This window comes from Mycobacterium sp. NGS39 (assembly GCF_059812765.1).
In genome coordinates this window covers 189,702-213,387 of sequence record NZ_JCALDH010000009.1, presented here as the reverse complement: position 1 = coordinate 213,387, position 23,686 = coordinate 189,702, and the positions used below count along the sequence as shown (strand labels likewise).

Here is a 23,686-nt window from a genome sequence, read left to right as displayed (position 1 = left end):
CGGGTTTCCCCCGGTGAGCGCCTAGACGACGAGGTTGACCAGCCGGCCGGGCACCACGATGACCTTCTTCGGCGTCGCGCCGGCCAAGAACGCCGCCACCTTCTCGTCGGCCAGAGCAGCGGCCTCCAGCGCGTCCTTGTCCGCGTCCGCAGGCACTGAAATGTGGCCGCGCACTTTGCCGTTCACTTGGACGGGGTATTCGACGGTGTCCTCAGTCAGATACCGCTCGTCAGCGTGCGGGAACGGGCCGTGCGCCAGCGACCCGTCGTGGCCGAGCCGCCGCCACATCTCCTCCGCCAAGTGCGGTGCCACAGGGGCCAGCATGAGCACCAGCGGCTCGACCGCCGCGCGCGCCGTGATTCCTTGCTTGGTCAGGTGATTGGTGTATTCGATCAGCTTGGCGATCGCTGTGTTGTTACGCAGGCCCGCATAGTCGTCGGCGACACCGGCGGCGGTGCGGTGCAGCGCCCGCAGCGTCTGCTCGTCGACGGATTCCTCGGACACCTTGGTTTCGCCGGTCTGCTCGTCGACCACCAACCGCCACACCCGCTGCAGGAACCGGTGCGCGCCCACCACATCCTTTGTGGCCCAGGGCCTCGAGGCCTCCAACGGTCCCATCGCCATCTCGTACACCCGCAGGGTGTCTGCGCCGTACTCGTCACAGATCTCGTCGGGCGACACCGAGTTCTTCAGGCTCTTACCGATCTTGCCGAACTCCTGGAATACCTCGATCTCGCCGTCCGGGCCGGTGTAGTAGAACCTGCCGTCGCGTTCGACGACCTCGGCGGCGGGCACGTAGGCGCCGCGGGAGTCGGTGTAGGCAAACGCCTGAATGTAGCCCTGGTTGACCAGGCGCCGATAGGGTTCGCGTGAGCTCACATGCCCGAGGTCGAACAGCACCTTGTGCCAGAAGCGGCAATACAGCAGGTGCAGCACCGCATGCTCGACGCCGCCGACGTACAGGTCGACGCCGCCTGGGTCATTCGGGCCGTGCTCGGCGGGCCGGGGACCCATCCAATACGCCTCGTTCTCTTTGGCGCAGAACCGTTCTGAGTTGTGCGGGTCTGTGTAACGCAGCTCGTACCAGCAGCTGCCGGCCCACTGCGGCATCACGTTGGTGTCGCGGGTGTAGGTCTTGACTCCGTCGCCGAGATCGAGTTGGACGTGCACCCAGTCGGTGGCCTTGTTCAGCGGCGGCGACGGCTCGCTGTCGGCATCCTCGGGATCGAACAGAACCGGTGAGTAGTCGGAGATGTCGGGTAGCACGACGGGCAGTTCCGATTCGGGCAGCGGATGGGGGCGACCGTCCTCGTCGTAGACGATCGGGAACGGCTCGCCCCAGTACCGTTGGCGAGCGAACAGCCAGTCGCGCAGCTTGTATTCGATCCGGGCCCGGCCTCTGCCGTCGGATTCCAGGCGCCGCGTGATCGCCTCCTTGGCGGCGTCCACGTCGAGGCCGTTGAGGTAGGCGGAGTTGACGAGGAGTCCGTCTCCGGTGTAGGCCTCGCGCGAAACGTCACCTCCGGCAATGACTTCCACAATAGGCAGCCCGAACTCGGTAGCGAACTCCCAGTCGCGTTGATCGTGGCCGGGGACCGCCATGATGGCGCCGGTGCCGTAGCCCACCAGTACGTAGTCGGCGATGAAGACGGGCACCCGCTCACCATTGGCCGGGTTGGTGGCGTAGGTGCCAAGGAACACACCGGTTTTCGTCTTGTTCTCTTGACGCTCGAGGTCCGACTTCGCGGCGATCGAACGCCGGTAAGCCGCGACGGCCGCCCTCGGATTCTCGGCACCGAAGGTCCAACGGGGATCGACGCTTTCCGGCCAGTGGTCGGTTACCAGCCGGTCGACGAGGTCGTGTTCGGGCGCCAGCACCATGTAGGTGGCGCCGAAGAGCGTGTCCGGCCGCGTGGTGAACACCTCGATGTCCACCGGTGCACCGTCGTTCGCGGTGGCTGCGAACAAGGCCGACGCGCCCGTGGAGCGGCCGATCCAGTTGCGCTGCATGGTCTTGACCTTCTCCGGCCAGTCCAGCAGGTCGAGGTCGTCGAGCAGCCGGTCGGAGTAGGCGGTGATCCGCATCATCCACTGGCGCAACCATTTTCGATAGACCGGGAAGTTGCCGCGCTCACTGCGGCCCTCGGCGGTGACCTCTTCGTTGGCCAGCACGGTGCCCAGGCCGGGGCACCAGTTGACCAGCGAGTCGGCGCGGTAGACCAGCCGGAAAGAATCGACGACGTCGGCGCGCTCGCCCTTCGAGAGCTCCGCCCAGCTGCGGCCGTCCGCCAATGTGCGTGCGCCCGCCTCGAATTCGGCGATCAGCTCGGCAATGGGCCGGGCCCGATTCGCGTCCTCGTCGTACCAGGCGTTGTAGATCTGCAGGAAGATCCACTGCGTCCACTTGTAGAACTCGACATCGGTAGTGGAAAAGCTGCGTCGTGAATCGTGACCGAATCCCAGCCGACCCAGTTGACGGCGGAAGTTGACGATGTTGGCTTCGGTGCGCGTGCGCGGATGGGTGCCGGTCTGGATCGCGTACTGCTCGGCGGGCAGGCCGAAGGCGTCGAAACCCAACGCGTGCAACACGTTGCGGCCCGTCATCCGGCAGTACCGCGCGTAGACGTCGGTGGCGATGTAGCCGAGGGGGTGCCCGACGTGCAGGCCTTCGCCCGACGGGTAGGGGAACATGTCCTGGACGAACATCTTGTCGTCGGGCACGGCGCTGCCGTCCGCAGGCGCCAGCGACCCGACCGGATTGGGCACGTTGAACGTGCCGGTCTCGGCCCAGTATTGCTGCCATGACCGCTCGATCTCGCCGGCGAGCTCCGCGGTGTAGCGGAACTTCGGCACGTCGGCGTCGGCACGTGGGCCGGTAGGGGACGGGGAGTCGGTCACCCCCATAGGTTAGTCAGCGGCCAGGTCTCGGTTGCGTTGCGGACCGATCAGGGGTCGGTTCCAGCTCTGGTGATACGGGAGTGACGGTTGTTACCGTCGGCATTCGCCGCGCGCGGGGAAGGAGGAGGGAGCGTGATGGTCAACAGCGAAGAGCGGCTTGCGCGACGAGACGGTGGCATCGCGAAGGGCCGAATGTGGCTGACGGCGGCGGGAGCGTGCGGCGCAGGCATTGCCGCGGTCGTCTGCCTGTCCAGCCCCAGCGCCGGCGCCGAACCACTGCCCCCGCCCGTGCCGGCGCCCGTCACGATCACCCAAACCGTGCCCGTCGCGCCCGGGCTGGTGGCACCGCACGCGGTCCCCCAGGTCGCTGCCGCGCCCGTGCAGCGCGCGCCGGTCGGCTTCGCTCCCGCGCCCAGCGCGCCCGTCGCCGGGGCGCCGTCCGCGCCGATGGTGCCGCAATCCGGGGTCACCGCCGCGACACCCGCCGTCCCGGCGCCCACGTTGGTGCCAGCCACGTCGGGCACCATCACCGACTTTCTGAAGAGCAAGAGCGTCAAGCTGGAACCCCAACGCGCACAAGGGTTCCAGGCTTTCAACATCACGTTGCCGATGCCGCCTGGCTGGACGCAGGTGCCCGACCCGAACGTCCCGGACGCGTTCGCGGTGATCGCCAACCGGACCAGCCCCGACCTCTACACGCCTAATGCGCAGGTGGTCGTCTACAAGCTGGTCGGCGACTTCGACCCGAAGGAAGCGATCACCCACGGGTTCGTCGACAGCCAGTCGCTGCCGGCCTGGCGCACCACCGACGCGTCGTTTGCGGACTTCTACGGGTTCCCGTCGTCGATCATCGAGGGCACCTACCGCCAGAACGACATGACGCTGAACGCGTCGCGGCGGCATGTGATCGCGACGGCCGGCGCCGACCGATACCTGGTGTCGTTGTCGGTGACGTCGCTGGCCAACATTCAGGGCGCGCCGTCCGCCGCCGACGCCACGGACGCAATCGTCAATGGCTTCCGGGTGGCGCCGGCGACAGCAGCACCGCCCGCGCCGGCAGCCCAGCCCGCCCCTGCACCCACCCGGTAGGCGCCCTCTGCGGGGCTTTCGGAGCTCTCGTATTGTGACCGCATGCTCGTAGCCGGTGTGTTGTGCCTGTGCGCCGCCGCAACTCTGGCAGTACTGGGTGCGCGGGCGCTGGCGCGGCCGGCTCCGGCCGGTGGTGCACAACAGGTGCTGCGTGCGGTCGCACCCACCCAATTGGCGGCCGCGATGATGCTGGCCGCCGGTGGCGTCGTCGCTCTGTCGAGCCGGCCCTCCGTCGGGCTGCTGGCGCTGTGCATCACCGGAGCGGTCGGCACGGTCGCCGTCGGGGTGTGGCAGGGCGCCCGCTATGCGCACGTCGCCTTGCAGCGCGGTGGTTCCTGTCAGCGTGACCTACCCTGCGCTTCCTGCACACAGTCGTGCCGATAGCGCGGATCCCGCGGCTGCCCGTCGACTCGTTCGTTCTGGCCCTGCTCGCGACCGTCGGGCTGGCCGCGCTGGTGCCGGCAACGGGTGTCGGCGCCGCCGTTGTGTCAGTGAGCACCAAAGTCGCAATCGCTTCGCTGTTCTTGCTGTACGGCGTGCGGCTGTCACCGGTGCAGGCCCTGCACGGGCTGCGGCACTGGCGCCTGCACCTGATGGTGCTGACGGTCACGTTCATCGTGTTTCCACTGCTCGGCTTGGCGGCGCGCGTGTTCGAGCCGAGCCTGCTCGACGCCGAGCTCTACACCGGGCTGTTGTTCCTGTGCCTGGTGCCGTCGACCGTGCAATCGTCGATCGCGTTCACGTCGATCGCCCGCGGCAATGTCGCGGCGGCCATCGTCAGCGCCACGATCTCCAACATCCTGGGTGTGATCCTGACCCCGCTGTTGGTGGTCGCGTTGATGCGAACCAGCGGCGGTGCGCGGTTCGACGGAACCGCCGTGGTGGACATCGTGCTGCAACTGCTGGCGCCGTTCGTCGTCGGGCAACTGCTGCGGCCGTGGGTCGCGGACTGGGTGCATCGGCACACGACGCTGACGAAAGTGGTGGACCGCGGCTCGATCCTGCTGGTGGTCTACGCCGCATTCTCGGCCGGTATCACCGAACGCGTCTTCAGCGCGGTGACGCCGTGGCGGCTGGCCGCACTCGCGGCGATCTGTGGCGCGTTGCTGGCCGTGGTGCTGGCGGCGACGTCGACGCTGGCGCGGCTGGCGCGGCTGAACCGGGGCGACGCGATTGTCGTGCTGTTCTGCGGATCGAAGAAGAGCCTGGCGTCGGGTCTGCCGATGGCCCTGGTTCTCTTCGGCTCGGCCAGCGTGGGCCTGATCATGTTGCCGCTCATGGTGTTTCACATGATTCAGCTGCTGGTGTGCGCGGTGATCGCTGGTCGGCTGTCCCGGCAAGGCGTGCCGCAAACTGCCCCCGGCTAGTTACGGCTGACGTCGATGGGGTGGGTTGCCAGCAGCGACAGCGGCAACGGCTGGCGCCGCAGCACCCGCGCCCACAGGTCCACTCGCGGCTCGACGAGCACGTCAGAAGGCAACGCGGACAACACAATCCAGTCATCCCGCTCGATCTCGCCTTCGAGCTGACCGATGGTCCACCCCGAGTAGCCCGCGAAGATGCGCACCCCTTCGACCAAGGGGGCTATCGAGTCGGGATCGGCATCGAGGTCCACCATCACCACGCGACCCTGTACGTGACGCAGCCCCGGCACGCCGTCACAGGTGACACCCACCCGCAGCGTCGCCAAGCACAGCGCCGCGTCGCGCTTGACCGGACCCCCGATGAACATGGTCTTGGGCTTGGCCGCCAGCTTTGCCCACTGCGGCAACACGTTGTACACCGCGGTTTCGCTCGGCCGGTTGAGCACCACACCTAAAGTGCCGCCGTCATTGTGCTCGACGACGTAAATCACACTGCGCCGAAACGTCGGCTCGAGCAGATCGGTGTTGGCCAACAGCAGAGTGCCGGAGCGCACCCGATTGGTGGTGGGGGCGTAATCCTCCGGATCCTCTGAGTAAGCCACGTCACCATCATGTCACCAGCACAGCGCAATTGGGGCGATCGGCGGGATGCTGGGCGCGATATTTGTACTGTAGGTTCGGCTCGCTCTCCGGCGGCGGCTGGCAGGAAGTGACTTGAGTGGTTGACGTGCACGCACCGGCCGCGGTGTGGCGGTCGGTACGCGCCATGCCCGAGTTCGGGCGGCTGCTCGCACTGCGCGTCGCCAGCCAGTTCGGCGACGGGCTGTTCAACGCCGGCCTTGCCGGGGCATTGCTGTTCAACCCTGATCGGGCCGCGACTCCGGGCGACGTCGCGTGGTCGTTCGCGGTGCTGTTTCTGCCGTATTCGCTTCTCGGGCCCTTCGCCGGTGCGCTGCTGGACCGGTGGGACCGCCGCTACGTGCTGGTCGGCGCCAACGCCGCGCGGCTGATCCTGGTCATCGGTGTGGGCGCGCTGCTGGCCATCGGCGCCGGCGGGCATGCCATCCTGGCCGGGGCCCTGCTGGTCAACGGCGTCAACCGGTTCGTCACCTCCGGGCTGTCGGCGGCGCTGCCTCATGTGGTGCCGCGCGACCAGGTGGTGCGGATGAACGCACTCGCCACTGCGGTGGGGGCCGTCGCCAGCTTCGTCGGCGCCAACTTCATGCTGGTGACCCGCTGGCTCTTCGGTGCGAACGACACCGCTTCTGCCACAGTCATTTTCATCGTCGCCGCCCCGGTTCTCGTGGCGCTGCTGCTGGCGTTGCGGTTCCCGCCGCACAGCCTCGGCCCAGACGAGACCGCCCGATCGATTCACGGTTCGGCCGTCTACGCGGTGGCCACCGGCTGGCTGCACGGATTGCGGACCGTCATCGCGACATCCAGTGTCGCCGCGACCTTGTCGGGGCTGGCCGCACACCGCGTCGCGTTCGGCGTCAACACGCTGCTGCTGCTGGTGATCGTGCGGCACACCGGTGCGCAAGGCGTCGCGGGCCTTGGCGTGGCCGCGGTGTTCCTTGCCGCCGCGGCGACCGGCGCGTTCGCCGCGACCCTGCTCACGCCGGCGATCGTGCGACGTGTGGGCCGGTTCGCCGCTGCCAACATTGCGCTCGCCGCCGCGACCGCGATCCAGCTCGTCGGCGCCGCACTGATCCTGCCGGTGATGCTGGTGTGCGCGTTCTTCCTGGGCGCAGCCGGGCAGCTGGTCAAGCTGTGCGCGGACACCGCGATGCAGATCGACGTGGACGACCCCCGCCGCGGCCACGTGTTCGCCGTGCAGGACTCGCTTTTCTGGCTGACGTTCGTGGCGGCAGCCGCGGCGGCCGCCGCGCTGGTGCCGGCCAACGGCCACTCCCCCGCGCTCGCCTTGGCGGCGGCCGCTGCCTACCTGGCCGGCCTGGTGGTGCACGCCGCGGTCGGCCGGCGCGGAGTGGGCTCTGCCAAGGATTAATGTTTGCGGCATGGCGGATGCGGCTCCCATCGTCGACGACCTGCGCGCAGAGAGTGCCGAACTGGATGCCCTGGTTGCGTCCCTTCCTGGAAGCCGTTGGGGCACAGCCACACCCGCGCCTGGTTGGACGATCGCACACCAGATCGGTCACTTGTTGTGGACCGACCGGGTGGCGCTGACGTCGGTCACCGACGAACCCGCGTTCGGTGAGCTGCTGGCAGCCGCGGCCGCCGATCCGACGGGGTTCGTGGACGCGGCGGCCGAGGAGGAGTCGAGGCGCTCGCCTGCCGAACTGCTCGACGACTGGCGCACCACGCGCCGGCGGCTACACGACGAGCTGCTCGCGGTATCCCCGGCCCGCAAGCTGATGTGGTTCGGGCCGCCGATGAGCGCCGCGTCGATGGCGACTGCGCGGTTGATGGAGACGTGGGCGCACGGCCTCGACGTGGCTGACGCGCTGCAGGTGCAGCGGGAGCCCACCGCACGGCTGCGTTCGATCGCACACCTCGGGGTGCGCACCCGTGACTATGCGTATGCGGTGCACGGCATGCCTGTGCCGGCCGAGCCGTTTCGGGTGGAGTTGACCGCTCCCGACGGTTCCACATGGGCGTGGGGCCCCGAGGAGGCTTATCAGCGGATCACCGGTTCAGCATTGGACTTCTGCTACTTGGTGACGCAACGGCGACCGCTGTCGGCACTCGACGTCAAGGCAGTCGGCGACGACGCTGCGCACTGGTTGACGATCGCGCAGGCGTTCGCCGGCCCGCCCGGGCCCGGCCGCTGAGGCTGCCGACGCAAGCGTCGCTCTCGACATCAGAGCAATTCCGCTGCGGAGTGTGCATTCGCTAATCGCGCGTCTGTGGTCAGCAGCGGAAGGCCAAGTCGCTCAGCAAGCTCGACGTAGAGCGCGTCAACTAGGCGAAAGCTGTTCCGTCGGCGCCAGGCACCGACGACAAGGCTGTCCAACGGGTGGCGTGTGAACGGCGCGCGTTGGAGAGCCTCAACACAGGCGGTGGCGTCTTCGACATTGACCAAGTCCGCCCGCCATAGCCGGCCGACCGCGGAGAGCACCTCGGCGTCGAAATGCCCCGGCACGTGAACCTGGGCAATCTCCAGCCGATCGCGGGCTGCGATGCGACCCAGCAACAGGTCAACCATGGCCGATGCGTCGAGGACGATACTCGCCTCGCTCACCTGCCGAACTCGTCGCGCGCCTGGTCGAGCGCGGCGATCGCCGTCTCATGCTCAACGGGTCGGCTGACGACGGGCAGGTCACTAAGCCAGCTTGCCATCGCCGTTCGCGTGAGTTCGGCGGCAATTGCGGCCTGGGTCAGCGCTGACACATTCAACCCTCGAGCACGGGCGCGCTCGGCCAACTCGTCGGGAACGTAGACATTCAGCCGGGCCATACACATAAATGTACACACCAGGCGGATCGCTACAGCTGTTTCGACATGTCGGCGGCGCCGTCGCCGTCGGTGTCGGCGAGCTCGACGTCCCAGCGCCCGTCGCCGTCGGTGTCCACGTAGCCGACTTCGCCGTCGCCGGACAGCACCCGGTCGGCCAGTCCGTTGCCATCGCTGTCGATCAGCCGGTCGTCGGCCTGCCCGTCGCCGTCGAAGTCGACGCTCGGGCCGCCGGTGTGTTCGATGCCGTCGAGGCTGAACCAGCGCAGTTGACCGGCGCGCTGCGCCGCCACCGCCCACGTGCCCGACCCGTCGTCGGTGAACCAGCTTTCGGCGGTGCCGTCGTCGTCGACATCCAGCGCGACGTGGTCGGCGAGCCCGTCGCCGTCGAGGTCGGCGACCGCGTCGTCGAGGCGACCGTCGCCGTCGAAATCCAGCCGCAGTGCGTCCAGTTCACCGTCGCCGTCGAGGTCGGTGTCCGGTGTGCCCACCCACATCGACGCGGACCCGTCACCGGCACCGAAGCAGTACTCCATGCCGGTTGGACGCCGCCCTAGCTTCGCGCGTTCCACCACTTCAGCAGCTCGGCGGTGGCCTCCTCTTTCGACAGCGGGCCGCGCTCCAGCCGCAGCTCCTTCAGGTACCGCCACGCCTCTCCGACTTGGGGGCCGGCCGGGATGCCCAGCAGCTGCATGATCTCGTTGCCGTCGAGGTCCGGCCGCACCCGCTGCAGATCCTCCTGGGCGGCCAGCTCGGCGATGCGTCGCTCGAGATCGTCGTAGTTGGCCTGCAGCCGCGCAGCCCGCCGCTTGTTGCGGGTGGTGCAGTCAGCGCGCACCAGCTTGTGCAGCTTGGGCAGCAGGGGGCCGGCGTCGGTGACGTAGCGCCGCACTGCCGAGTCGGTCCACTTGCCGTCCCCATAACCGTGAAACCGCAGATGCAGATACACCAGCTGGGAGACGTCGTCGATCATCTGTTTGGAGTACTTCAAGGCGCGCATCCGCTTCCGCGCCATCTTCGCGCCGACCACCTCATGGTGGTGGAAGCTGACCCCGCCGTCGGGCTCGAGCTTGCGGGTGGCCGGCTTGCCGATGTCGTGCAGCAGCGCCGCCCAGCGCAACACCAGATCCGGGCCGTCGTCCTCGAGCTCGATCGCCTGCCGCAGGACGGTCAGCGAGTGCCGGTAGACGTCCTTGTGCTGATGGTGCTCGTCGATCGCCAGCCGCATCGCGCCGACCTCCGGCAGCACCACGTCACCCATGCCGGTGTCGACCATCAGCTCGATGCCGGCCACCGGGTCCTGACCCAGCAGCAACTTGTCGAGTTCGGCGGCCACCCGTTCGGCGGTGATCCGGCTCAGCTGGGGCGCCATCTCCTCGATGGCGGCACGCACCCGCGGGGCGACGGAGAAGCCGAGCTGCGAGACGAACCGCGCCGCCCGCAGCATCCGCAGCGGGTCGTCGCCGAAGGACACCTCCGGCGCGGACGGCGTATCGAGGAGCCGCTCACGGATCGCCGCCAGCCCGTTGAGCGGATCGATGAAGTCCGCCGGGCCGTCGGCAGTGATCCGCACGGCCATTGCGTTCGCCGTGAAGTCGCGCCGGATCAGGTCCTCGTCGATGCTGGTGCCGAACCGCACGTCCGGATTGCGCGACACCTGATCGTAGGTGTCGGAGCGGAAGGTAGTGATCTCGAACCGGTGCTCGCCTTTGGTAGCCCCGATGGTGCCGAACTGAATGCCGATGTCCCACAAGCCATCCGCCCAGGGACGCAGGATCTGCTGCACCTCTTCGGGTGGTGCGTCGGTGGCGAAGTCGAAGTCGGCGCCCAACCGGCCCAGCACCGCGTCTCGCACACTGCCGCCCACCAGATACAGTTCGCGGTTCGCCCGGACGAACACCGAGCCCAGGGAGCGCAGCGTGTCCGCGTGCTGATTCAGTGCAACCGCGGCGCCGGCGAGCAGTTCGGCGTCGGAGGCGGTTTCAGGCACGTTCGACTACCCTAATGCGCACTCCCCAGCCAGACGGTGCGCCCCGTCCACCGGCGCGTGGGCCAGGAGTGAAATGTCATGACAGCTACTATCGCTTGGGTGTCGGACGGCGAACAGGCAAGGCCGCGACGGCGCCGAGGTCGGCGCCGCGGCAAGCGTGCCGCCGCCTCCACCGACACCGCCGCCACGCAGTCCACGAAGCAAACCCCCACCCAAAGCAGTGACACGAAACCGGCAAAACGCGGCCGCCGATCGCCGGACCGCTTGCGTACCGTGCACGAAACCTCCGCGGGTGGGTTGGTGGTCGACGGTCTCGACGATCCGCACGGCAGTCAGATGGCGGCACTGATCGGCCGCCTCGACCGGCGCGGCCGGATGCTGTGGTCGCTGCCGAAGGGCCACATCGAGCTCGGCGAAACCGCCGAGCAGACCGCGATCCGCGAAGTTGCCGAGGAAACCGGCATCCAGGGCGACGTGCTGGCCTCGCTCGGCAGCATCGACTACTGGTTCGTCACCGAAGGCCGGCGCGTGCACAAGACCGTGCACCACTATCTCCTGCGGTTCCTCGGCGGCGAGCTGTCCGACCGCGACCTCGAAGTCAGCGAGGTGGCCTGGGTGCCGCTGGACGAGCTGCCGTCGCGGCTGGCCTACGCCGACGAACGCCGGCTCGCGGAGGTAGCCGGTGAGCTGATCCAGACCCTGCACACCAAAGGGCCCGGCGCGCTGCCGCCGCTGCCGCACAGCGCGCCGTGGCGACGTCGCCAGACACACAGCCGGACCCGACGGCGGCGCGATGAGCAGGCGCGAGGGGACGAGCGACCGCGCGAAGCCGGCGAGCCGCTTGCGCGACATGCAGATAGTGGCGAGTCCGGCCGGACGAACGGTCACAGGCGCCGGCAGTGACACCTTCGCGGCGCCGCGCACTCCTGCGGGCACCCGCAGCGGCTTTGCGGCTCGTCGTCGCGGCAATGCTGATCGCGATACCCGCGGTGATGGGCCTGGGGCCGCGCGCCGCGGCCGGCGAACCCGGCGACGTCCGCTTCCTCGAAGTCAGCATCGACCGCGTCACCCCGGAGATCGTCACGACCACGGGGGACGCCACTGTCACGGTCAACGGCACCGTCCGCAACGTCGGTGACCGCTCGGTGCGCGACATCGTCGTCCGCCTCGAGCACGCCGGGCCGGTCACGTCGCCGCAAGGCCTGCGGACCAACCTCGACGGCAGTACTGACCAGTACCGCCCGGTCGGCGACTTCGTCACCGTGGCCCCCGAACTGCAGCCGGGCCAGTCCAGCGGCTTCACGCTGGCGTATCCGCTGCGCTCGTCGTCGGCGCCGTCGCTGGGCATCGACCAGCCCGGCGTTTACCCGCTGCTCGTCAACGTCAACGGCACCCCCGATTACGGCGAGCCGGCCCGGCTGGACGACGGCCGCTTCCTGTTGCCGGTGCTCGGTGTGCCCGCGGACCCGTCGGTGGAGTCGGCCGATGCGCTGACGTCGGTGGTGCCGCCCGACACCTCGAAACCCGTCGCCGTGACGATGCTGTGGCCACTGGCCGACCGGCCGCGGCTCGCCCCTGGCGCGCCGGGCGGTGTGACGCCGGTCCGGCTCGTCGACGACGAGTTGGCGGCGTCGCTGGCCCCGGGCGGGCGGCTGGACATCTTGCTGTCAGCCGCAGACTTCGCGACCTCACCGACCGTGGACCCCGGCGGCCGCGTCAGCGGGGCGCTGTGCCTGGCGGTGGACCCCGACCTGCTCGTGACCGTCAACGCGATGACGGCCGGCTACGTCGTCACCGACAAGCCCGGCGATCGCAACTCCCCCACCCATCCGGGCGCCGGTCAGGCCGCGGCGACGAGCTGGCTGGACCGGCTGCGCGCGCTGGCTCGGCGGATGTGTGTGGCGCCGACGCCGTACGCCCAAGCCGACCTCGACGCGCTGCAGCGGGTCGGCGACCCCGGTTTGGCGGCGATTGCGACGGAGAACGCCGCCGACGTCGTCGACCAGATCCTCGGGGTGAACTCCACGCGCGGTGTCACGCTGATGGGTGACGGCACGCTGACCTCGGCAGCAGCCCAGCTGCTGACCGCGCACGGCCCCACTGTCGCGATCTCCGCCGCCGACTGCACCGCGCAAGACGAAATCGACGGCAAGCCGCAGCCGGCGAACGTGAATCCGCACCGGCTGTCCGACCGGCTGGTCGCGGCACCGTTCGATCCGACGGTCGGCGCCGCGCTCGCCGCGGCCGGCCGCAGCCCGGTGTCGCCGTCGTATCTGGACCACTCGCTGGTCGTGCCTAACAGCCACGACTCGGAGGCGGCGCGGCGCCAGGACGCAATCGGCGCGATGCTGTGGCTGGGGCTCAATCCCGACACCGCGCCGCGCAGCCAGATCCTGATGCCACCGCTGGCGTGGAATCTGCAGGCGCCGGACGCGCAGGCGATCATGACCGCGCTGGCGACGGCCGTGCACGCCGGCCTGGCAGCGCCCCGCCCGCTCCCGGCGCTGATCGGCGAGGCCGCCGCGACGGCGACGCCGAGTTCGCAGACGATGGCCAGTGCTGGCCGCAATCGCATCGACGACGCGGTGACCGCCGACATGAACCGTCAGGTCGGCCGGCTGTGGGGGCTGACGTCGGCGTTGACCACCGACCCGCGCACGGGGCTGAGCGGCACCCAGTACACCGCGCCGCTGCGCGAGGACATGCTGCGCGCGCTGAGCCAGGCGATCGCACCCGAGGCCCGCGACGACGAAGCGCGGCAACGGATGTCGGCCGTCGACGTCGCGGTCGACGACATGTTCGGGGCGGTGACGATCGTCAACCCCGGCGGGTCCTACACCCTGGCCACCGAGCACAGCCCGCTGCCGCTGGCGCTGCGCAACGACCTGCCGGTACCCATCAAGGTGCGGCTGCAGGTGGACACTCCCCCCGGCATGACGGCCACCGATATCGGCGTGCAGGAACTGCCGCCGGGATACCTGCCGCTGCGGGTGCCCATCGAGGTCAACTTCACTCAGCGCGTCGCCGTCGACGTCACGCTGCGCACGCCCGACGGTCTGCAGCTGGGTGAGCCGGTGCGGTTGTCGGTACATTCCAACGCCTACGGCAAGGTGTTGTTCGCGATCACGATGGCGGCGTCGGCGGTGCTGGCGGTGCTGGCCGGGCGGCGGTTGTGGCACCGGTTCCGCGGGCAGCCCGATCCCGCCGACCTCGACCGGCCGGAACCCCAGTGACCGCCGGCAGCCGGCCCGCCGCGGCCCGGCCCGATGCTGGGGGGTCAAGCGCCGCGTCGCCCACTGCCGCTCGGCCCGAGTTGACCGACGCGGCGGTGGTGTCGCGGTCATGGGGCATGGCGTTCGCGACACTGGTCAGTCGCATCACCGGCTTCACCCGGATCGTGCTGCTGGCCGCGATCCTCGGCGCCGCGCTGTCGAGTGCGTTCTCGGTGGCCAATCAGCTGCCCAACATGGTCGCCGCGCTGGTGCTGGAAGCCACCTTCACCGCGATCTTCGTGCCGGTGCTGGCCCGTGCCGAACGCGACGATCCCGACGGCGGCGCCGCATTCGTGCGCAGGCTGGTCACGCTGGCCACCACACTGCTGATCGTCACCACCGCGCTGTCCGTCGCGGGTGCGCCACTGCTGGTCCGCTTGATGCTGGGCAGCGACCCCCAGGTGGACAAGCCGCTCACCGTCGCGTTCGCGTATCTGCTCCTGCCTCAAGTACTTTTCTACGGGCTTTCGTCGGTGTTCATGGCGATACTGAACAATCGCAACATCTTTGGGCCGCCGGCCTGGGCGCCGGTGGTCAACAACATCGTCGCGATCGCGACACTGGGCGTGTATGTGCTTGTGCCCGGGGAACTTTCGGTCGAGCCGGGCAACACCAAACTTCTGGTGCTGGGCATCGGCACCACGCTGGGGGTGGCCGCGCAGACCGTGGTGCTGTTGGCGGCGATCACCCGCGAGCGCATCAGCCTGCGTCCGCTGTGGGGCCTCGACGATCGGCTCAAACAGTTCGGCGCGATGGCCGCCGCGATGGTGCTGTACGTGTTGATCAGCCAGTTCGGTCTGGTGGTCGGCAACCAAATCGCAAGCTGGGCAGCGGCTTCCGGCCCAGCGATCTACAACTACACCTGGCTGGTGCTGATGCTGCCGTTCGGCATGATCGGCGTGACGGTGCTGACTGTGGTGATGCCGCGACTGTCCCGCAACGCCGCCGCCGACGACATTCCGGCCGTGCTCGACGACCTCGCGCTGGCCACCCGACTCACGATGGTGACACTGATTCCGACGGTCGCGGTCATGACCGTGGGTGGTTCGGCAATCGGCTCGGCGCTTTTCGCCTACGGCAAGTTCGGCTCCGTCGACGCCGGCTACCTGGGCAGCGCGATCGCGTTGTCAGCCTTCACGCTCATCCCTTACGCGATGGTGCTGCTGCAGCTGCGCGTGTTCTACGCGCGCCAGCGGCCGTGGACGCCGATCGCGATCATCGTCGTGATCACCACCGTCAAGATCGTGGCATCCCTTGCGGTGCAACAGCTCACGGCACATCACGTGATCGACAACCCCGAGATGGTCGCCGGGTACCTGGGGCTGGCCAACGGGCTCGGCTTCCTCGCCGGGGCGATCGCCGGTTACCTGCTGCTGCGCCCCGCCCTGAACCTGACGCACGGCCACCTCTACACCGCCGAGGTGGTACGCACCGTGCTGGTCACCACCGCCGCATCGCTGCTGGCAGCGCTCGCCGCCTACGTTGCCGACCGGCTGCTGGGGTTCCACCGCCTGACAGAGCACGGCGGCGGCGCCGGGTCGCTGTTGCGGTTGGTGCTGCTGGGCCTGATCATGGCGCCGATCATCGCCACGGTGATGCTCAGCGCCCAGGTGCCCGAGGCTCACGCGGCGGTTTCCGCGGTGCGCCGGCGCCTGCACCGCTCCCCGCAGAACGCAGCTCGCGACGCGATTGCGGTTTCGGACGGGCCTCGCCCGGATACCACCCTCACGTACTCTGAACAGAGGTTTTCGTTGGCGCGAAGCCCCCTGATGCGGCCCCAGCCCGGCCCGCCCAGGGCCGGTGATATACGCGCCGACGCGCGGGAGAGGATGGCGGTGACCGACGAGGACGCGGGCAGGACCGCCTCGGATGCGACGACCCGGCTGCAGCGGCCGGCGGCGGATGATTTCCAGCCTGACGTGCCCGCCGAGCCGACAGAACACCTCGAGACGACGGCACTGCCGCGTCCAGACCGCTCACCCGGGGATTTCGCCGGTGACCCGACGCGGGAGTCGATGGGCATCGCCGCGCCGCGCGACACTGCCGACTCGTCACGCTCAGAAGCCGACGTCCCTCTCATCCCGGGCGCGATCATCGCGGAGGGCCGATACCGGCTGCTGGTGTTTCACGGCGGACCGGAGAACCTGCAGTTTTGGCAGGCCCTGGACACCGCATTGGACCGCCAGGTGGCGCTGACGTTCGTCGACCCCGACGGACAGCTGCCCGAGGACGTCGTCCAAGACATCCTCGCCCGCACGCTGCGGCTGAGCCGGATCGACATGCCCGGCATCGCCCGGGTGCTCGACGTCGCACGCACCCGCCACGGGGGGCTGGTGGTGTCGGAGTGGATCCGCGGGGGCTCCCTGAAGGAGGTGGCCGACACTTCGCCGTCGCCGATCGGCGGCGCCCGGGCGATGCAGTCACTGGCTGCCGCCGCCGAAGCCGCTCACCGCGCCGGTGTCGCTATGTCGATCGACCACCCCAGCCGGGTGCGCGTCAGTATCGAAGGCGACGTGGCGCTGGCCTTTCCGGCGACCATGCCCGACGCGACGCCGGAAAGCGACCTGCGCGGCATCGGTGCCGCGTTGTACGCCCTGCTTGTGGATCGCTGGCCGTTACCCGAAAGTGGGGTGCCCAGCGGGTTGGCGCCGGCCGACCTCGATTCGGCGGGCAATCCGATCGAGCCCAAAGTCCTCGACAACACCATTCCGTTCCAGATCTCCGCGGCCGCCGCGCGATCGGTACAGAAGACAGGCGGAATTTCAAGCGCCGCAACGCTTTTGAATGTTTTGCAGCAGGCCACTGCGGATGCCGACCGCACCGAGTTGATCACGCCGGTCGAGGCGCCGGCACCGTCGTCGCGCCTGCGCGGCTACGGCTTTCGCAACTCGAGTGAGCTGGACGAAGACGAGCGCGCTCGGCGCCGGAAAAGCCTGCTGATCGGACTCGGTGTCGTAGGCGCGATCCTGGTGGTGGCCACGCTGTTGGCCGCAGCATTGTTCAACGGCTTCAACGACGACTACTCGAGCACCCAGGACCAGCTGGGCCTCAACCCCACCAGCAGTCTGCCGTCGGCGCCGGGCGCCAGCGGCAACACCATCAAACCCGTTCGTGCAGAGGTCTTTTCACCGGGCGGCGGCCCGGACAACCCCGGTGACGCCGGCTTGGCCATCGACGGCAACACGTCCACCGCGTGGAAGACCGACGTCTACACCGACAGCGTTCCGTTTCCGAACTTCAAAAACGGTGTCGGCCTGATGTTGCAACTTGCCCAGCCCACCAAGCTCACCGCGGTCAACGTCAACGTGTCGAGCACCGGCACGCAGATTCAAATCCGCGCCGCCAACAGTGCCTCGCCCGGCAGCCTCGACGACACCGCGGCGCTGACCGCTCCCACCCCGGTGCAACCCGGCCCGAACCGGATCCCGGTCAACACGCCGACCGCGACATCGCATGTGCTGGTGTGGATTTCGACCTTGGGCAGCACAGACGGCCAGAGTGTCGCCAACATCTACGAGGTCACGCTCGAGGGCACCACGTAGCCGTCGTCCAGTAAATGCCATCGATGGAGTTTGCGCGCGACCCAGGCGACGTCGGCTAACCGCATCACTTGGACTGATCAGCTATGCGCGCAGGACGGGCTAACCGGACATAGCCGACGATTGATTGCGATCGTCAGCAATCTCCCAGTTAGCGTTCAGGGGTATCCCAGCGTCCGCTTAGGGTTCGGCTGTGGGGTGCTTCGGGGGATCACAGCAACGGTCCGACGCAGAGTTGCTCGCCGCACACGTCGCAGGCGACCGCTACGCATTCGAGGAGTTGTTCCTACGGCATCAACGTCAGCTCTACCGGCTGGCCCGGCTGACCAGCCGCACCGGGGAAGACGCCGCAGATGCTCTGCAGGACGCCATGCTGTCGGCGCACCGCAGCGCGGCATCATTCCGCAACGACGCCGCCGTCAGCAGCTGGCTGCACCGCATCGTGGTCAATGCCTGCCTGGATCGGTTGCGGCGCAACAAGACTCACGTCACCGTCCAGATCGAAGACGATGTCTACCCGGTCAGCGACCCCAGTTCGCGCACCGACACCGCGGTGGAAGTGCAGCGGGCGCTGATGCGGTTGCCGGTCGAGCAGCGCGCCGCCGTCGTCGCGGTCGACATGCAGGGGTACTCGGTGGCCGACGCAGCCCGGCTGCTGGGCGTACCGCAGGGCACGGTCAAAAGCCGATGTGCCCGCGGGCGCGCCCGGCTGGCATTGATGCTGCGCTACTTCCACCCCGACGCTGCCGGCAGCGCCGCCGGATAACACAAGTCCGTCGCCCGGCCGCGGTACAACAGGTGCATGGACAGCGGCAGACCGGCGGTGCCTGCGGTCGACAGAGTCCGCGCCGACCTCGCCCGCCTCGGCGCCGACGCCGACTCGGCGCCGGAGGTCCCGACCGCGGTCACCGCACGCGTGGTCTCGGCCTTGCGCGCCACGTCACCGCCCAGGCGGACGCGGGTCGTCCGGATCAGCGCGGCGATGGGCGTCGCCGCAGCGGTTGCGGCGGCCGGCCTGGGCACCGCCATGCTGATGCAGCCTGGCGGCCCAGGGACCGCGTCCTCGACCCAGCAGCTGACCTCCGCACCGTCCGCCCCGACCGTGCCGCTTGCCGACCACGACATTCTCGCGTTGCTCAACCAGCCACCCGATTACGGCGGACTCGCAGACCCCCGCCGCCGCTCGTCGTGCCTCAACGGGCTGGGCTACCCGGCGGGCGGCCCCGTGCTGGGTGCCCGGCAAGTCCAGATCACCGGTGCGCCCGCGGTTGTGCTGGTCCTGCCCGGTGACACCCCCGACACCGTCACGGCGCTGGCGGTGCGGCCGAACTGCAGTTCGGCCGACACCGGCCTGGTCGCCGACACCCGGATCCGCCGTCGATGACACGGGCGCCATGACACGGGCCGGGAACACCGCCACATACCCTGGTGTTTGAACCATCGCTCCCGGTGTCCGACACGATGGCGAGCAGACCACGGGCAGAAAGGCTGACATGGCGTCGTCCCCCACCGTCCACGACCTGATCATCATCGGCTCAGGGCCGGCCGGCTACACCGCGGCGATCTACGCCGCCCGCGCCCAGCTGTCCCCGGTGGTGTTCGAAGGCTCGCAATTCGGTGGCGCGCTGATGACGACCACCGAAGTCGAGAACTTCCCGGGATTCCGCGCCGGCATCACCGGCCCCGAGTTGATGGACGAAATGCGCGAGCAGGCGCTGCGGTTCGGCGCCGACCTGCGCATGGAAGACGTCGACGCGGTGTCGCTGACCGGGCCGGTGAAAACCGTCACCGTCGGCGACGAAACCCACCATGCTCGCGCGGTGATCCTGGCGATGGGAGCTGCACCGCGCTACCTGGGCGTACCGGGCGAGCAGGAGTTGCTGGGCCGCGGGGTCAGCTCGTGTGCCACCTGCGACGGATTCTTCTTTCGCGAGCAGGACATCGCGGTGATCGGCGGCGGTGACTCGGCGATGGAAGAGGCGACGTTTCTTACCCGCTTCGCCCGAAGCGTCACGATCGTGCACCGCCGTGACGAGTTCCGCGCGTCGAAGATCATGCTGGCCCGGGCCGAAGACAACGACAAGATCCGCTTCCTCACCAACACCGTCGTTTTGGAGGTGCTGGGCGACAGCAGCGTCACCGGGCTTCGTGTGCACAACACCAAGACCGGCGAGGACAGCACGCTCGACGTCACCGGCGTGTTCGTCGCGATCGGGCACGATCCGCGTTCTGATCTCGTCCGCGACCAGGTCGACGTCGACGGCGACGGCTATGTACTGGTGCGCGGCCGCACTACCCACACGTCAGTGGAGGGGGTTTTCGCCGCCGGCGACCTGGTGGACCGCACCTACCGGCAGGCGGTGACCGCGGCCGGCACCGGCTGTTCCGCGGCCATCGACGCCGAACGCTGGCTCGCCGAGACCGCCCACACCGACACCGCCGACAACTTGATTGGAGCACCGCTGTGACCGAATCCACCGCGACCATCGCCGTCACCGACGACTCCTTCGCCCAGGACGTCCTGGCAAACGAGCGGCCCGTCCTGGTCGACTTCTGGGCGACGTGGTGCTCGCCGTGCCGGATGGTGGCCCCGGTGCTCGAGGAGATCGCCGCCGAGAAATCCGACGCACTGACCGTCGCCAAGATCGACATCGACGCCAATCCCGGCACCGCGCGCGACTTCCAGGTGATCTCGATTCCGACGCTGATCCTGTTCAAGGGTGGCCAGCCGGTCAAACGGATCGTCGGCGCCAAGAGCAAGGCGGCGCTGCTGCGGGAGCTCGCCGACGAAATCTAGCCGACGAGGCGGCCCGCCGGTCGCCTGGCGTTTTCTCGATTCGCAGAACCGTCTGCGACAATGTGTGTAGTTCGGCGATGAGCCGGTTGCGCGAGAAGCTTTGGGAACACGACGACCGCGCAACGTGATGTCTGGCTCGACGTCCGTGACCGAAAGGCCTTCTATGTCGACTCTGCGCCGCGGCGACCGCAGCAGCGCGGTTGCCGAAATCCGCAGCGCGCTCGCGTCGCTCGGTTGGCTGGAGGATCCCGACGCGGACCTGACCACCGGAAAGCATTCGGTCCCCGACCTGTTCGACGCCGAACTCGACCAAGCGGTGAGGGCGTTCCAGCAGCATCGCGGCCTGCTCGTCGACGGCATTGTGGGTGAAGCCACGTACCGGGCGTTGAAGGAGGCGTCATACCGGCTCGGCGCCCGGGTCCTGCATCACCAGTTCGGCGCGCCGATGTACGGCGACGACGTGGCGTCGCTGCAGGCCCGACTGCAGGATCTGGGCTTCTACACCGGGCTGGTGGACGGCCACTTCGGTCTGCATACGCACAACGCGCTGATGTCCTACCAGCGCGAGTACGGGCTCACCCCGGACGGTATCTGCGGCCCAGAAACGTTGCGCTCCTTGTATTTTCTCGGTTCCCGCGTGACCGGCGGTTCGCCGCATGCGATTCGGGAAGAAGAGCTGGTGCGCAGCTCCGGTCCACGGCTGTCCGGCAAGCGGATCATCATCGACCCGGGCCGCGGCGGCGACGATCACGGCACGATCGTGCAAGGGCCGGCGGGGCCGATCAGCGAGTCAGACATCTTGTGGGACTTGGCTTCCCGGCTAGAGGGCCGGATGACCGCGATCGGGATGGAGACGTTTCTGTCTCGCCCGGCCAACCGCAGCCCCTCGGACGCCGAGCGGGCCGCAACGGCGAACACCGTCGGCGCCGATCTGATGATCAGCTTGCGCTGCGCCACCCAGCCCAGTCCCCTGCCCAACGGTGTCGCGTCGTTTCACTTCGGCAACTCGCACGGCTCGGTGTCGACGATCGGGCGCAACCTCGCCGATTTCATTCAGCGGGAAGTGGTGGCGCGCACGGGGTTACTGGACTGCCGCGCGCACGGCCGCACCTGGGATCTGCTGCGGTTGACGCGGATGCCGACGGTTCAGGTGGACATCGGCTACATCACAAATCCACGCGACCGCGCGATGTTGGTGACCGCACAAACCCGCGACTCGATCGCCGAAGGGATTCTGGCCGCGGTCAAGCGCCTCTATCTGCTCGGCAAAAACGACCGCCCCACAGGCACTTTCACGTTCGCCGAGCTGCTGGCGCACGAACTGTCGGTGGAACAGACCAGCCGGCTCAGTCGGTAGCGTCCACGCGGCAGGCACCAGCGCCCACGGGCTCCATCTGCGCGCTTTGCAGCAGCCGCTCCAGCGCCGCCTCCACTTCGGCCTTCCACCCCAACCCTTGGTCGAGTTCCAACCGCAGCCGCGGGAAGTACGGGTGGGGTGCGACGACCGTGAAGCCGACGTCTCGCAGGAACTCCGCGGTGATCATGCACTGGCCGAACGAGCAGTCACCGAACGGCTCCACCACCGGCTTGACGTCTGCCGGTGCGGCGCGATGGTCGACGAGTTCCTCGGCTTCGGCGGTGCGACCGAACGCCTCCAGCGCCCGCACGCCGCGGCGCTGCAGATCAGCGACCGCCTGCGCGATCAGGCGCCGCGACAGCGGGTCGGCGTGTTCGGGTTCGACCCCCATCGACGTCAGCAACACCGCGTCCGGGCTCACCGGGGCGGTGGGAAAACAACTCGCGCGCGGCACGGCGCCCGGCGGCGCGTACAGCGCGTAGCCGATGCACGGCGCGTCGAGCTCCGCGTCTTCGCCGCCGCCGTCGGCCTCGGCGGGTTCGTCCCGAGCCGGGACCGCGATCTGGCCGCACGCACCCCACTCGAGCATGACCATCGACAGCCAGGCTTCTTTTTCGAACTCGGGATCGGCGAAGTGATCGTCGGTGCCCAGCGCAGTCGGGTCGACCTCCCAATACACACAGCGCCGGGCATGTTTAGGAAGCTGCTCGAAATACTCGAGCCGCAGTGGCGTGATTCGGGCAGACACTACGCTTCGAGGCCTCCATGTGATGCTGCTGCCCAAGGCAGCCCTTCCAGAATAGGAGAGGGTGGGCGGTACGGGCCAGTTTCGGCCGTTCTGCATTGGTCGACTCCCGCGCAGGGTGAAAATTCCTGAGCCACACAATCTTTCGCGCGGAGATCACTTCCGGGTCGCGATCCGGTCTTGATGCCGTCACAGTGACGTATCGGCCCGGTGTCAGCGCACGGGCGAAATCAGCGGTTCGCGTTGTCCATCAGCGCCACTATCCGCTGTAAATCGTCGACGGAGCCGAACTCGACGACGATCTTGCCCTTGCGCTTGCCCAGGCTCACGGTGACCCGAGTGTCGAACGCGGCCGACAGTCGCTCGGCGATGTCTTGCAAGCCGGGCATCTGGATCGGTTTACGGCGCGGCCCGGGATGGGGTGTGGCGTCGCCGCGATTGGCCAGCGTGACAGCCTCCTCGGTGGCGCGCACGGAAAGCCCCTCGGCGACAATCCGGGCCGCCATCTCCTCTTGTGCGTCCGGACCGCCTTCCAATGCCAGCAGCGCGCGGGCATGGCCCGCCGACAGCACGCCGGCAGCGACGCGGCGCTGCACCGGGATCGGCAACCGCAGCAGCCGGATCATGTTCGTGATCAGCGGGCGCGACCGGCCGATCCGCGCGGCAAGCTCGTCGTGGGTGACGTTGAACTCGTCGAGCAGCTGCTGGTATGCCGCCGCCTCCTCGAGTGGGTTGAGCTGCACGCGGTGGATGTTCTCCAGCAGAGCGTCGCGCAGCATGTTGTCGTCGGTGGTCTCGCGGACGATGGCGGGGATCGCGGTGAGCCCGGCCTGCTGGGCGGCTCGCCAGCGCCGCTCCCCCATGACGAGCTGATAGCGGCCGGCCGAATCCGGAGCGCGTACCACGATCGGCTGCATCAACCCGAACTCGCGGATGGAATGCACCAGTTCCGCGAGGGCTTCGTCGTCGAACACCTGTCGCGGCTGGCGCGGGTTCGGCACGATCATCGCCGGGTCGATCTCTCGGTACACCGCGCCGACGGCCGCGGTGTCGACCGCGGGGGGGCCACCCAGCACGACGTCCGCTGCGGCGTCACCCATTCGAGGCCCGAGGCCCGCCGCACCGGTCTCGGTGGGACCGGTCGGGATCAGCGATGCCAGCCCGCGGCCGAGGCCGCCTTTGCGGCGCGATGCTTGGGTCATCAGTGCCTCCTCTTCGTTG

General features: G+C 68.6%; 20 protein-coding genes and 1 pseudogene. 13 read left to right on the top strand and 8 right to left on the bottom strand.

The window, feature by feature from the left end:
• Positions 1 to 21: 21 nt before the first annotated feature.
• Complete coding sequence (leuS, locus tag AC5Y39_RS14815) at positions 22 to 2,904, bottom strand: leucine--tRNA ligase (RefSeq protein WP_500048237.1); 2,883 nt, start codon at positions 2,902 to 2,904, stop codon at positions 22 to 24.
• A 129-nt stretch (positions 2,905 to 3,033) separates the two neighbouring features.
• Here leuS and AC5Y39_RS14810 point away from each other — a divergent pair, with 129 nt between their 5' ends.
• The 3 genes from AC5Y39_RS14810 to AC5Y39_RS14800 are packed head-to-tail and all read left to right on the top strand — an operon-like array spanning position 3,034 to position 5,354.
• Complete coding sequence (locus tag AC5Y39_RS14810; RefSeq protein WP_500017587.1) at positions 3,034 to 3,987, top strand: LpqN/LpqT family lipoprotein; 954 nt, start codon at positions 3,034 to 3,036, stop codon at positions 3,985 to 3,987.
• 42 nt (positions 3,988 to 4,029) lie between these two features.
• A complete protein-coding gene (locus tag AC5Y39_RS14805) occupies positions 4,030 to 4,371 on the top strand; it encodes a hypothetical protein (RefSeq protein ID WP_500017589.1) in 342 nt (113 codons plus the stop codon).
• Entirely contained in the window at positions 4,368 to 5,354 is a 987-nt protein-coding gene (locus AC5Y39_RS14800; RefSeq protein WP_500017951.1) for a bile acid:sodium symporter family protein, read from the top strand. The genes AC5Y39_RS14805 and AC5Y39_RS14800 overlap by 4 nt, the downstream gene beginning before the upstream one ends.
• Here AC5Y39_RS14800 and AC5Y39_RS14795 read toward each other — a convergent pair.
• Complete coding sequence (locus AC5Y39_RS14795) at positions 5,351 to 5,953, bottom strand: YqgE/AlgH family protein (RefSeq protein ID WP_500017590.1); 603 nt, start codon at positions 5,951 to 5,953, stop codon at positions 5,351 to 5,353. The genes AC5Y39_RS14800 and AC5Y39_RS14795 overlap by 4 nt on opposite strands.
• 164 nt (positions 5,954 to 6,117) lie before the next feature.
• Between AC5Y39_RS14795 and AC5Y39_RS14790 the strand changes: the two genes are divergently transcribed.
• Together AC5Y39_RS14790 and AC5Y39_RS14785 are read left to right on the top strand one after the other, a co-directional pair.
• Positions 6,118 to 7,359 carry an MFS transporter gene (locus tag AC5Y39_RS14790; RefSeq protein ID WP_500017953.1) on the top strand — a complete coding sequence of 414 codons (1,242 nt, stop codon included), beginning with the start codon at positions 6,118 to 6,120 and terminating at the stop codon, positions 7,357 to 7,359.
• A 10-nt stretch (positions 7,360 to 7,369) separates the two neighbouring features.
• On the top strand, positions 7,370 to 8,143 hold the full coding sequence (locus AC5Y39_RS14785) for a TIGR03084 family metal-binding protein (RefSeq protein WP_500017592.1): 774 nt from the start codon (positions 7,370 to 7,372) through the stop codon (positions 8,141 to 8,143).
• Positions 8,144 to 8,172: 29 nt separating this feature from the next.
• Here AC5Y39_RS14785 and AC5Y39_RS14780 read toward each other — a convergent pair whose 3' ends face one another.
• The 4 genes and pseudogenes from AC5Y39_RS14780 to AC5Y39_RS14765 all read right to left on the bottom strand — a co-directional run bounded on the left by AC5Y39_RS14780 (position 8,173) and on the right by AC5Y39_RS14765 (position 10,755).
• Positions 8,173 to 8,553 carry a type II toxin-antitoxin system VapC family toxin gene (locus AC5Y39_RS14780; protein WP_500048236.1) on the bottom strand — a complete coding sequence of 127 codons (381 nt, stop codon included), beginning with the start codon at positions 8,551 to 8,553 and terminating at the stop codon, positions 8,173 to 8,175.
• A 103-nt stretch (positions 8,554 to 8,656) separates the two neighbouring features.
• A pseudogene (locus AC5Y39_RS14775) lies at positions 8,657 to 8,774 on the bottom strand (type II toxin-antitoxin system CcdA family antitoxin); the annotation flags it as partial.
• Positions 8,775 to 8,797: 23 nt separating this feature from the next.
• A complete protein-coding gene (locus tag AC5Y39_RS14770; protein ID WP_500017957.1) occupies positions 8,798 to 9,301 on the bottom strand; it encodes a pullulanase in 504 nt (167 codons plus the stop codon).
• A 17-nt stretch (positions 9,302 to 9,318) separates the two neighbouring features.
• Positions 9,319 to 10,755: a CCA tRNA nucleotidyltransferase gene (locus AC5Y39_RS14765; protein WP_500017593.1), complete on the bottom strand. Its 1,437-nt coding sequence runs from the start codon at positions 10,753 to 10,755 to the stop codon at positions 9,319 to 9,321.
• Positions 10,756 to 10,854: 99 nt separating this feature from the next.
• Here AC5Y39_RS14765 and AC5Y39_RS14760 point away from each other — a divergent pair, with 99 nt between their 5' ends.
• The 8 genes from AC5Y39_RS14760 to AC5Y39_RS14725 all read left to right on the top strand — a co-directional run bounded on the left by AC5Y39_RS14760 (position 10,855) and on the right by AC5Y39_RS14725 (position 21,720).
• On the top strand, positions 10,855 to 11,658 hold the full coding sequence (locus AC5Y39_RS14760; protein ID WP_500017959.1) for an NUDIX hydrolase: 804 nt from the start codon (positions 10,855 to 10,857) through the stop codon (positions 11,656 to 11,658).
• Positions 11,659 to 11,747: 89 nt separating this feature from the next.
• The gene (locus AC5Y39_RS14755) at positions 11,748 to 13,988 is read left to right on the top strand and encodes a DUF6049 family protein (RefSeq protein ID WP_500017961.1); all 2,241 of its coding nucleotides are present in this window, start codon (positions 11,748 to 11,750) and stop codon (positions 13,986 to 13,988) included.
• Positions 13,985 to 17,569, top strand: a complete 3,585-nt coding sequence (gene murJ / locus AC5Y39_RS14750; RefSeq protein WP_500017595.1) for a murein biosynthesis integral membrane protein MurJ — start codon at positions 13,985 to 13,987, stop codon at positions 17,567 to 17,569. Before AC5Y39_RS14755 ends, murJ begins: the two co-directional genes overlap by 4 nt.
• Before the next feature lie 190 nt (positions 17,570 to 17,759).
• Entirely contained in the window at positions 17,760 to 18,332 is a 573-nt protein-coding gene (sigM, locus tag AC5Y39_RS14745; protein WP_500017596.1) for an RNA polymerase sigma factor SigM, read from the top strand.
• A 36-nt stretch (positions 18,333 to 18,368) separates the two neighbouring features.
• The gene (locus AC5Y39_RS14740; protein ID WP_500017598.1) at positions 18,369 to 18,950 is read left to right on the top strand and encodes an RsmA family anti-sigma factor; all 582 of its coding nucleotides are present in this window, start codon (positions 18,369 to 18,371) and stop codon (positions 18,948 to 18,950) included.
• Positions 18,951 to 19,059: 109 nt separating this feature from the next.
• Positions 19,060 to 20,034 carry a thioredoxin-disulfide reductase gene (trxB, locus tag AC5Y39_RS14735; RefSeq protein ID WP_500017600.1) on the top strand — a complete coding sequence of 325 codons (975 nt, stop codon included), beginning with the start codon at positions 19,060 to 19,062 and terminating at the stop codon, positions 20,032 to 20,034.
• The gene (gene trxA / locus AC5Y39_RS14730; protein WP_500017602.1) at positions 20,031 to 20,363 is read left to right on the top strand and encodes a thioredoxin; all 333 of its coding nucleotides are present in this window, start codon (positions 20,031 to 20,033) and stop codon (positions 20,361 to 20,363) included. Before trxB ends, trxA begins: the two co-directional genes overlap by 4 nt.
• Positions 20,364 to 20,526: 163 nt before the next feature.
• Positions 20,527 to 21,720 carry an N-acetylmuramoyl-L-alanine amidase gene (locus tag AC5Y39_RS14725; protein ID WP_500017604.1) on the top strand — a complete coding sequence of 398 codons (1,194 nt, stop codon included), beginning with the start codon at positions 20,527 to 20,529 and terminating at the stop codon, positions 21,718 to 21,720.
• Here AC5Y39_RS14725 and AC5Y39_RS14720 read toward each other — a convergent pair.
• Together AC5Y39_RS14720 and AC5Y39_RS14715 are read right to left on the bottom strand one after the other, a co-directional pair.
• Positions 21,710 to 22,468 (bottom strand): acetyltransferase, encoded by a 759-nt coding sequence (locus AC5Y39_RS14720; RefSeq protein WP_500017606.1) that lies wholly within the window; start codon positions 22,466 to 22,468, stop codon positions 21,710 to 21,712. The genes AC5Y39_RS14725 and AC5Y39_RS14720 overlap by 11 nt on opposite strands.
• Positions 22,469 to 22,695: 227 nt before the next feature.
• A complete protein-coding gene (locus AC5Y39_RS14715) occupies positions 22,696 to 23,667 on the bottom strand; it encodes a ParB/RepB/Spo0J family partition protein (RefSeq protein ID WP_500017608.1) in 972 nt (323 codons plus the stop codon).
• Positions 23,668 to 23,686 lie beyond the last annotated feature (19 nt).

Excerpts from the sequence above, each read along its gene's own strand:
- AC5Y39_RS14715 (WP_500017608.1), bottom strand. The coding sequence starts at position 23,667 with ATGACCCAAGCATCGCGCCGCAAAGGCGGCCTCGGCCGCGGGCTGGCA.
- AC5Y39_RS14755 (WP_500017961.1), top strand. The coding sequence starts at position 11,748 with ATGGGCCTGGGGCCGCGCGCCGCGGCCGGCGAACCCGGCGACGTCCGC.
- AC5Y39_RS14740 (WP_500017598.1), top strand. The coding sequence starts at position 18,369 with ATGGACAGCGGCAGACCGGCGGTGCCTGCGGTCGACAGAGTCCGCGCC.
- AC5Y39_RS14725 (WP_500017604.1), top strand. The coding sequence starts at position 20,527 with ATGTCGACTCTGCGCCGCGGCGACCGCAGCAGCGCGGTTGCCGAAATC.
- AC5Y39_RS14810 (WP_500017587.1), top strand. The coding sequence starts at position 3,034 with ATGGTCAACAGCGAAGAGCGGCTTGCGCGACGAGACGGTGGCATCGCG.
- AC5Y39_RS14805 (WP_500017589.1), top strand. The coding sequence starts at position 4,030 with ATGCTCGTAGCCGGTGTGTTGTGCCTGTGCGCCGCCGCAACTCTGGCA.
- leuS (WP_500048237.1), bottom strand. The coding sequence starts at position 2,904 with ATGGGGGTGACCGACTCCCCGTCCCCTACCGGCCCACGTGCCGACGCC.
- AC5Y39_RS14785 (WP_500017592.1), top strand. The coding sequence starts at position 7,370 with ATGGCGGATGCGGCTCCCATCGTCGACGACCTGCGCGCAGAGAGTGCC.
- AC5Y39_RS14790 (WP_500017953.1), top strand. The coding sequence starts at position 6,118 with ATGCCCGAGTTCGGGCGGCTGCTCGCACTGCGCGTCGCCAGCCAGTTC.
- trxB (WP_500017600.1), top strand. The coding sequence starts at position 19,060 with ATGGCGTCGTCCCCCACCGTCCACGACCTGATCATCATCGGCTCAGGG.
- AC5Y39_RS14770 (WP_500017957.1), bottom strand. The coding sequence starts at position 9,301 with ATGGAGTACTGCTTCGGTGCCGGTGACGGGTCCGCGTCGATGTGGGTG.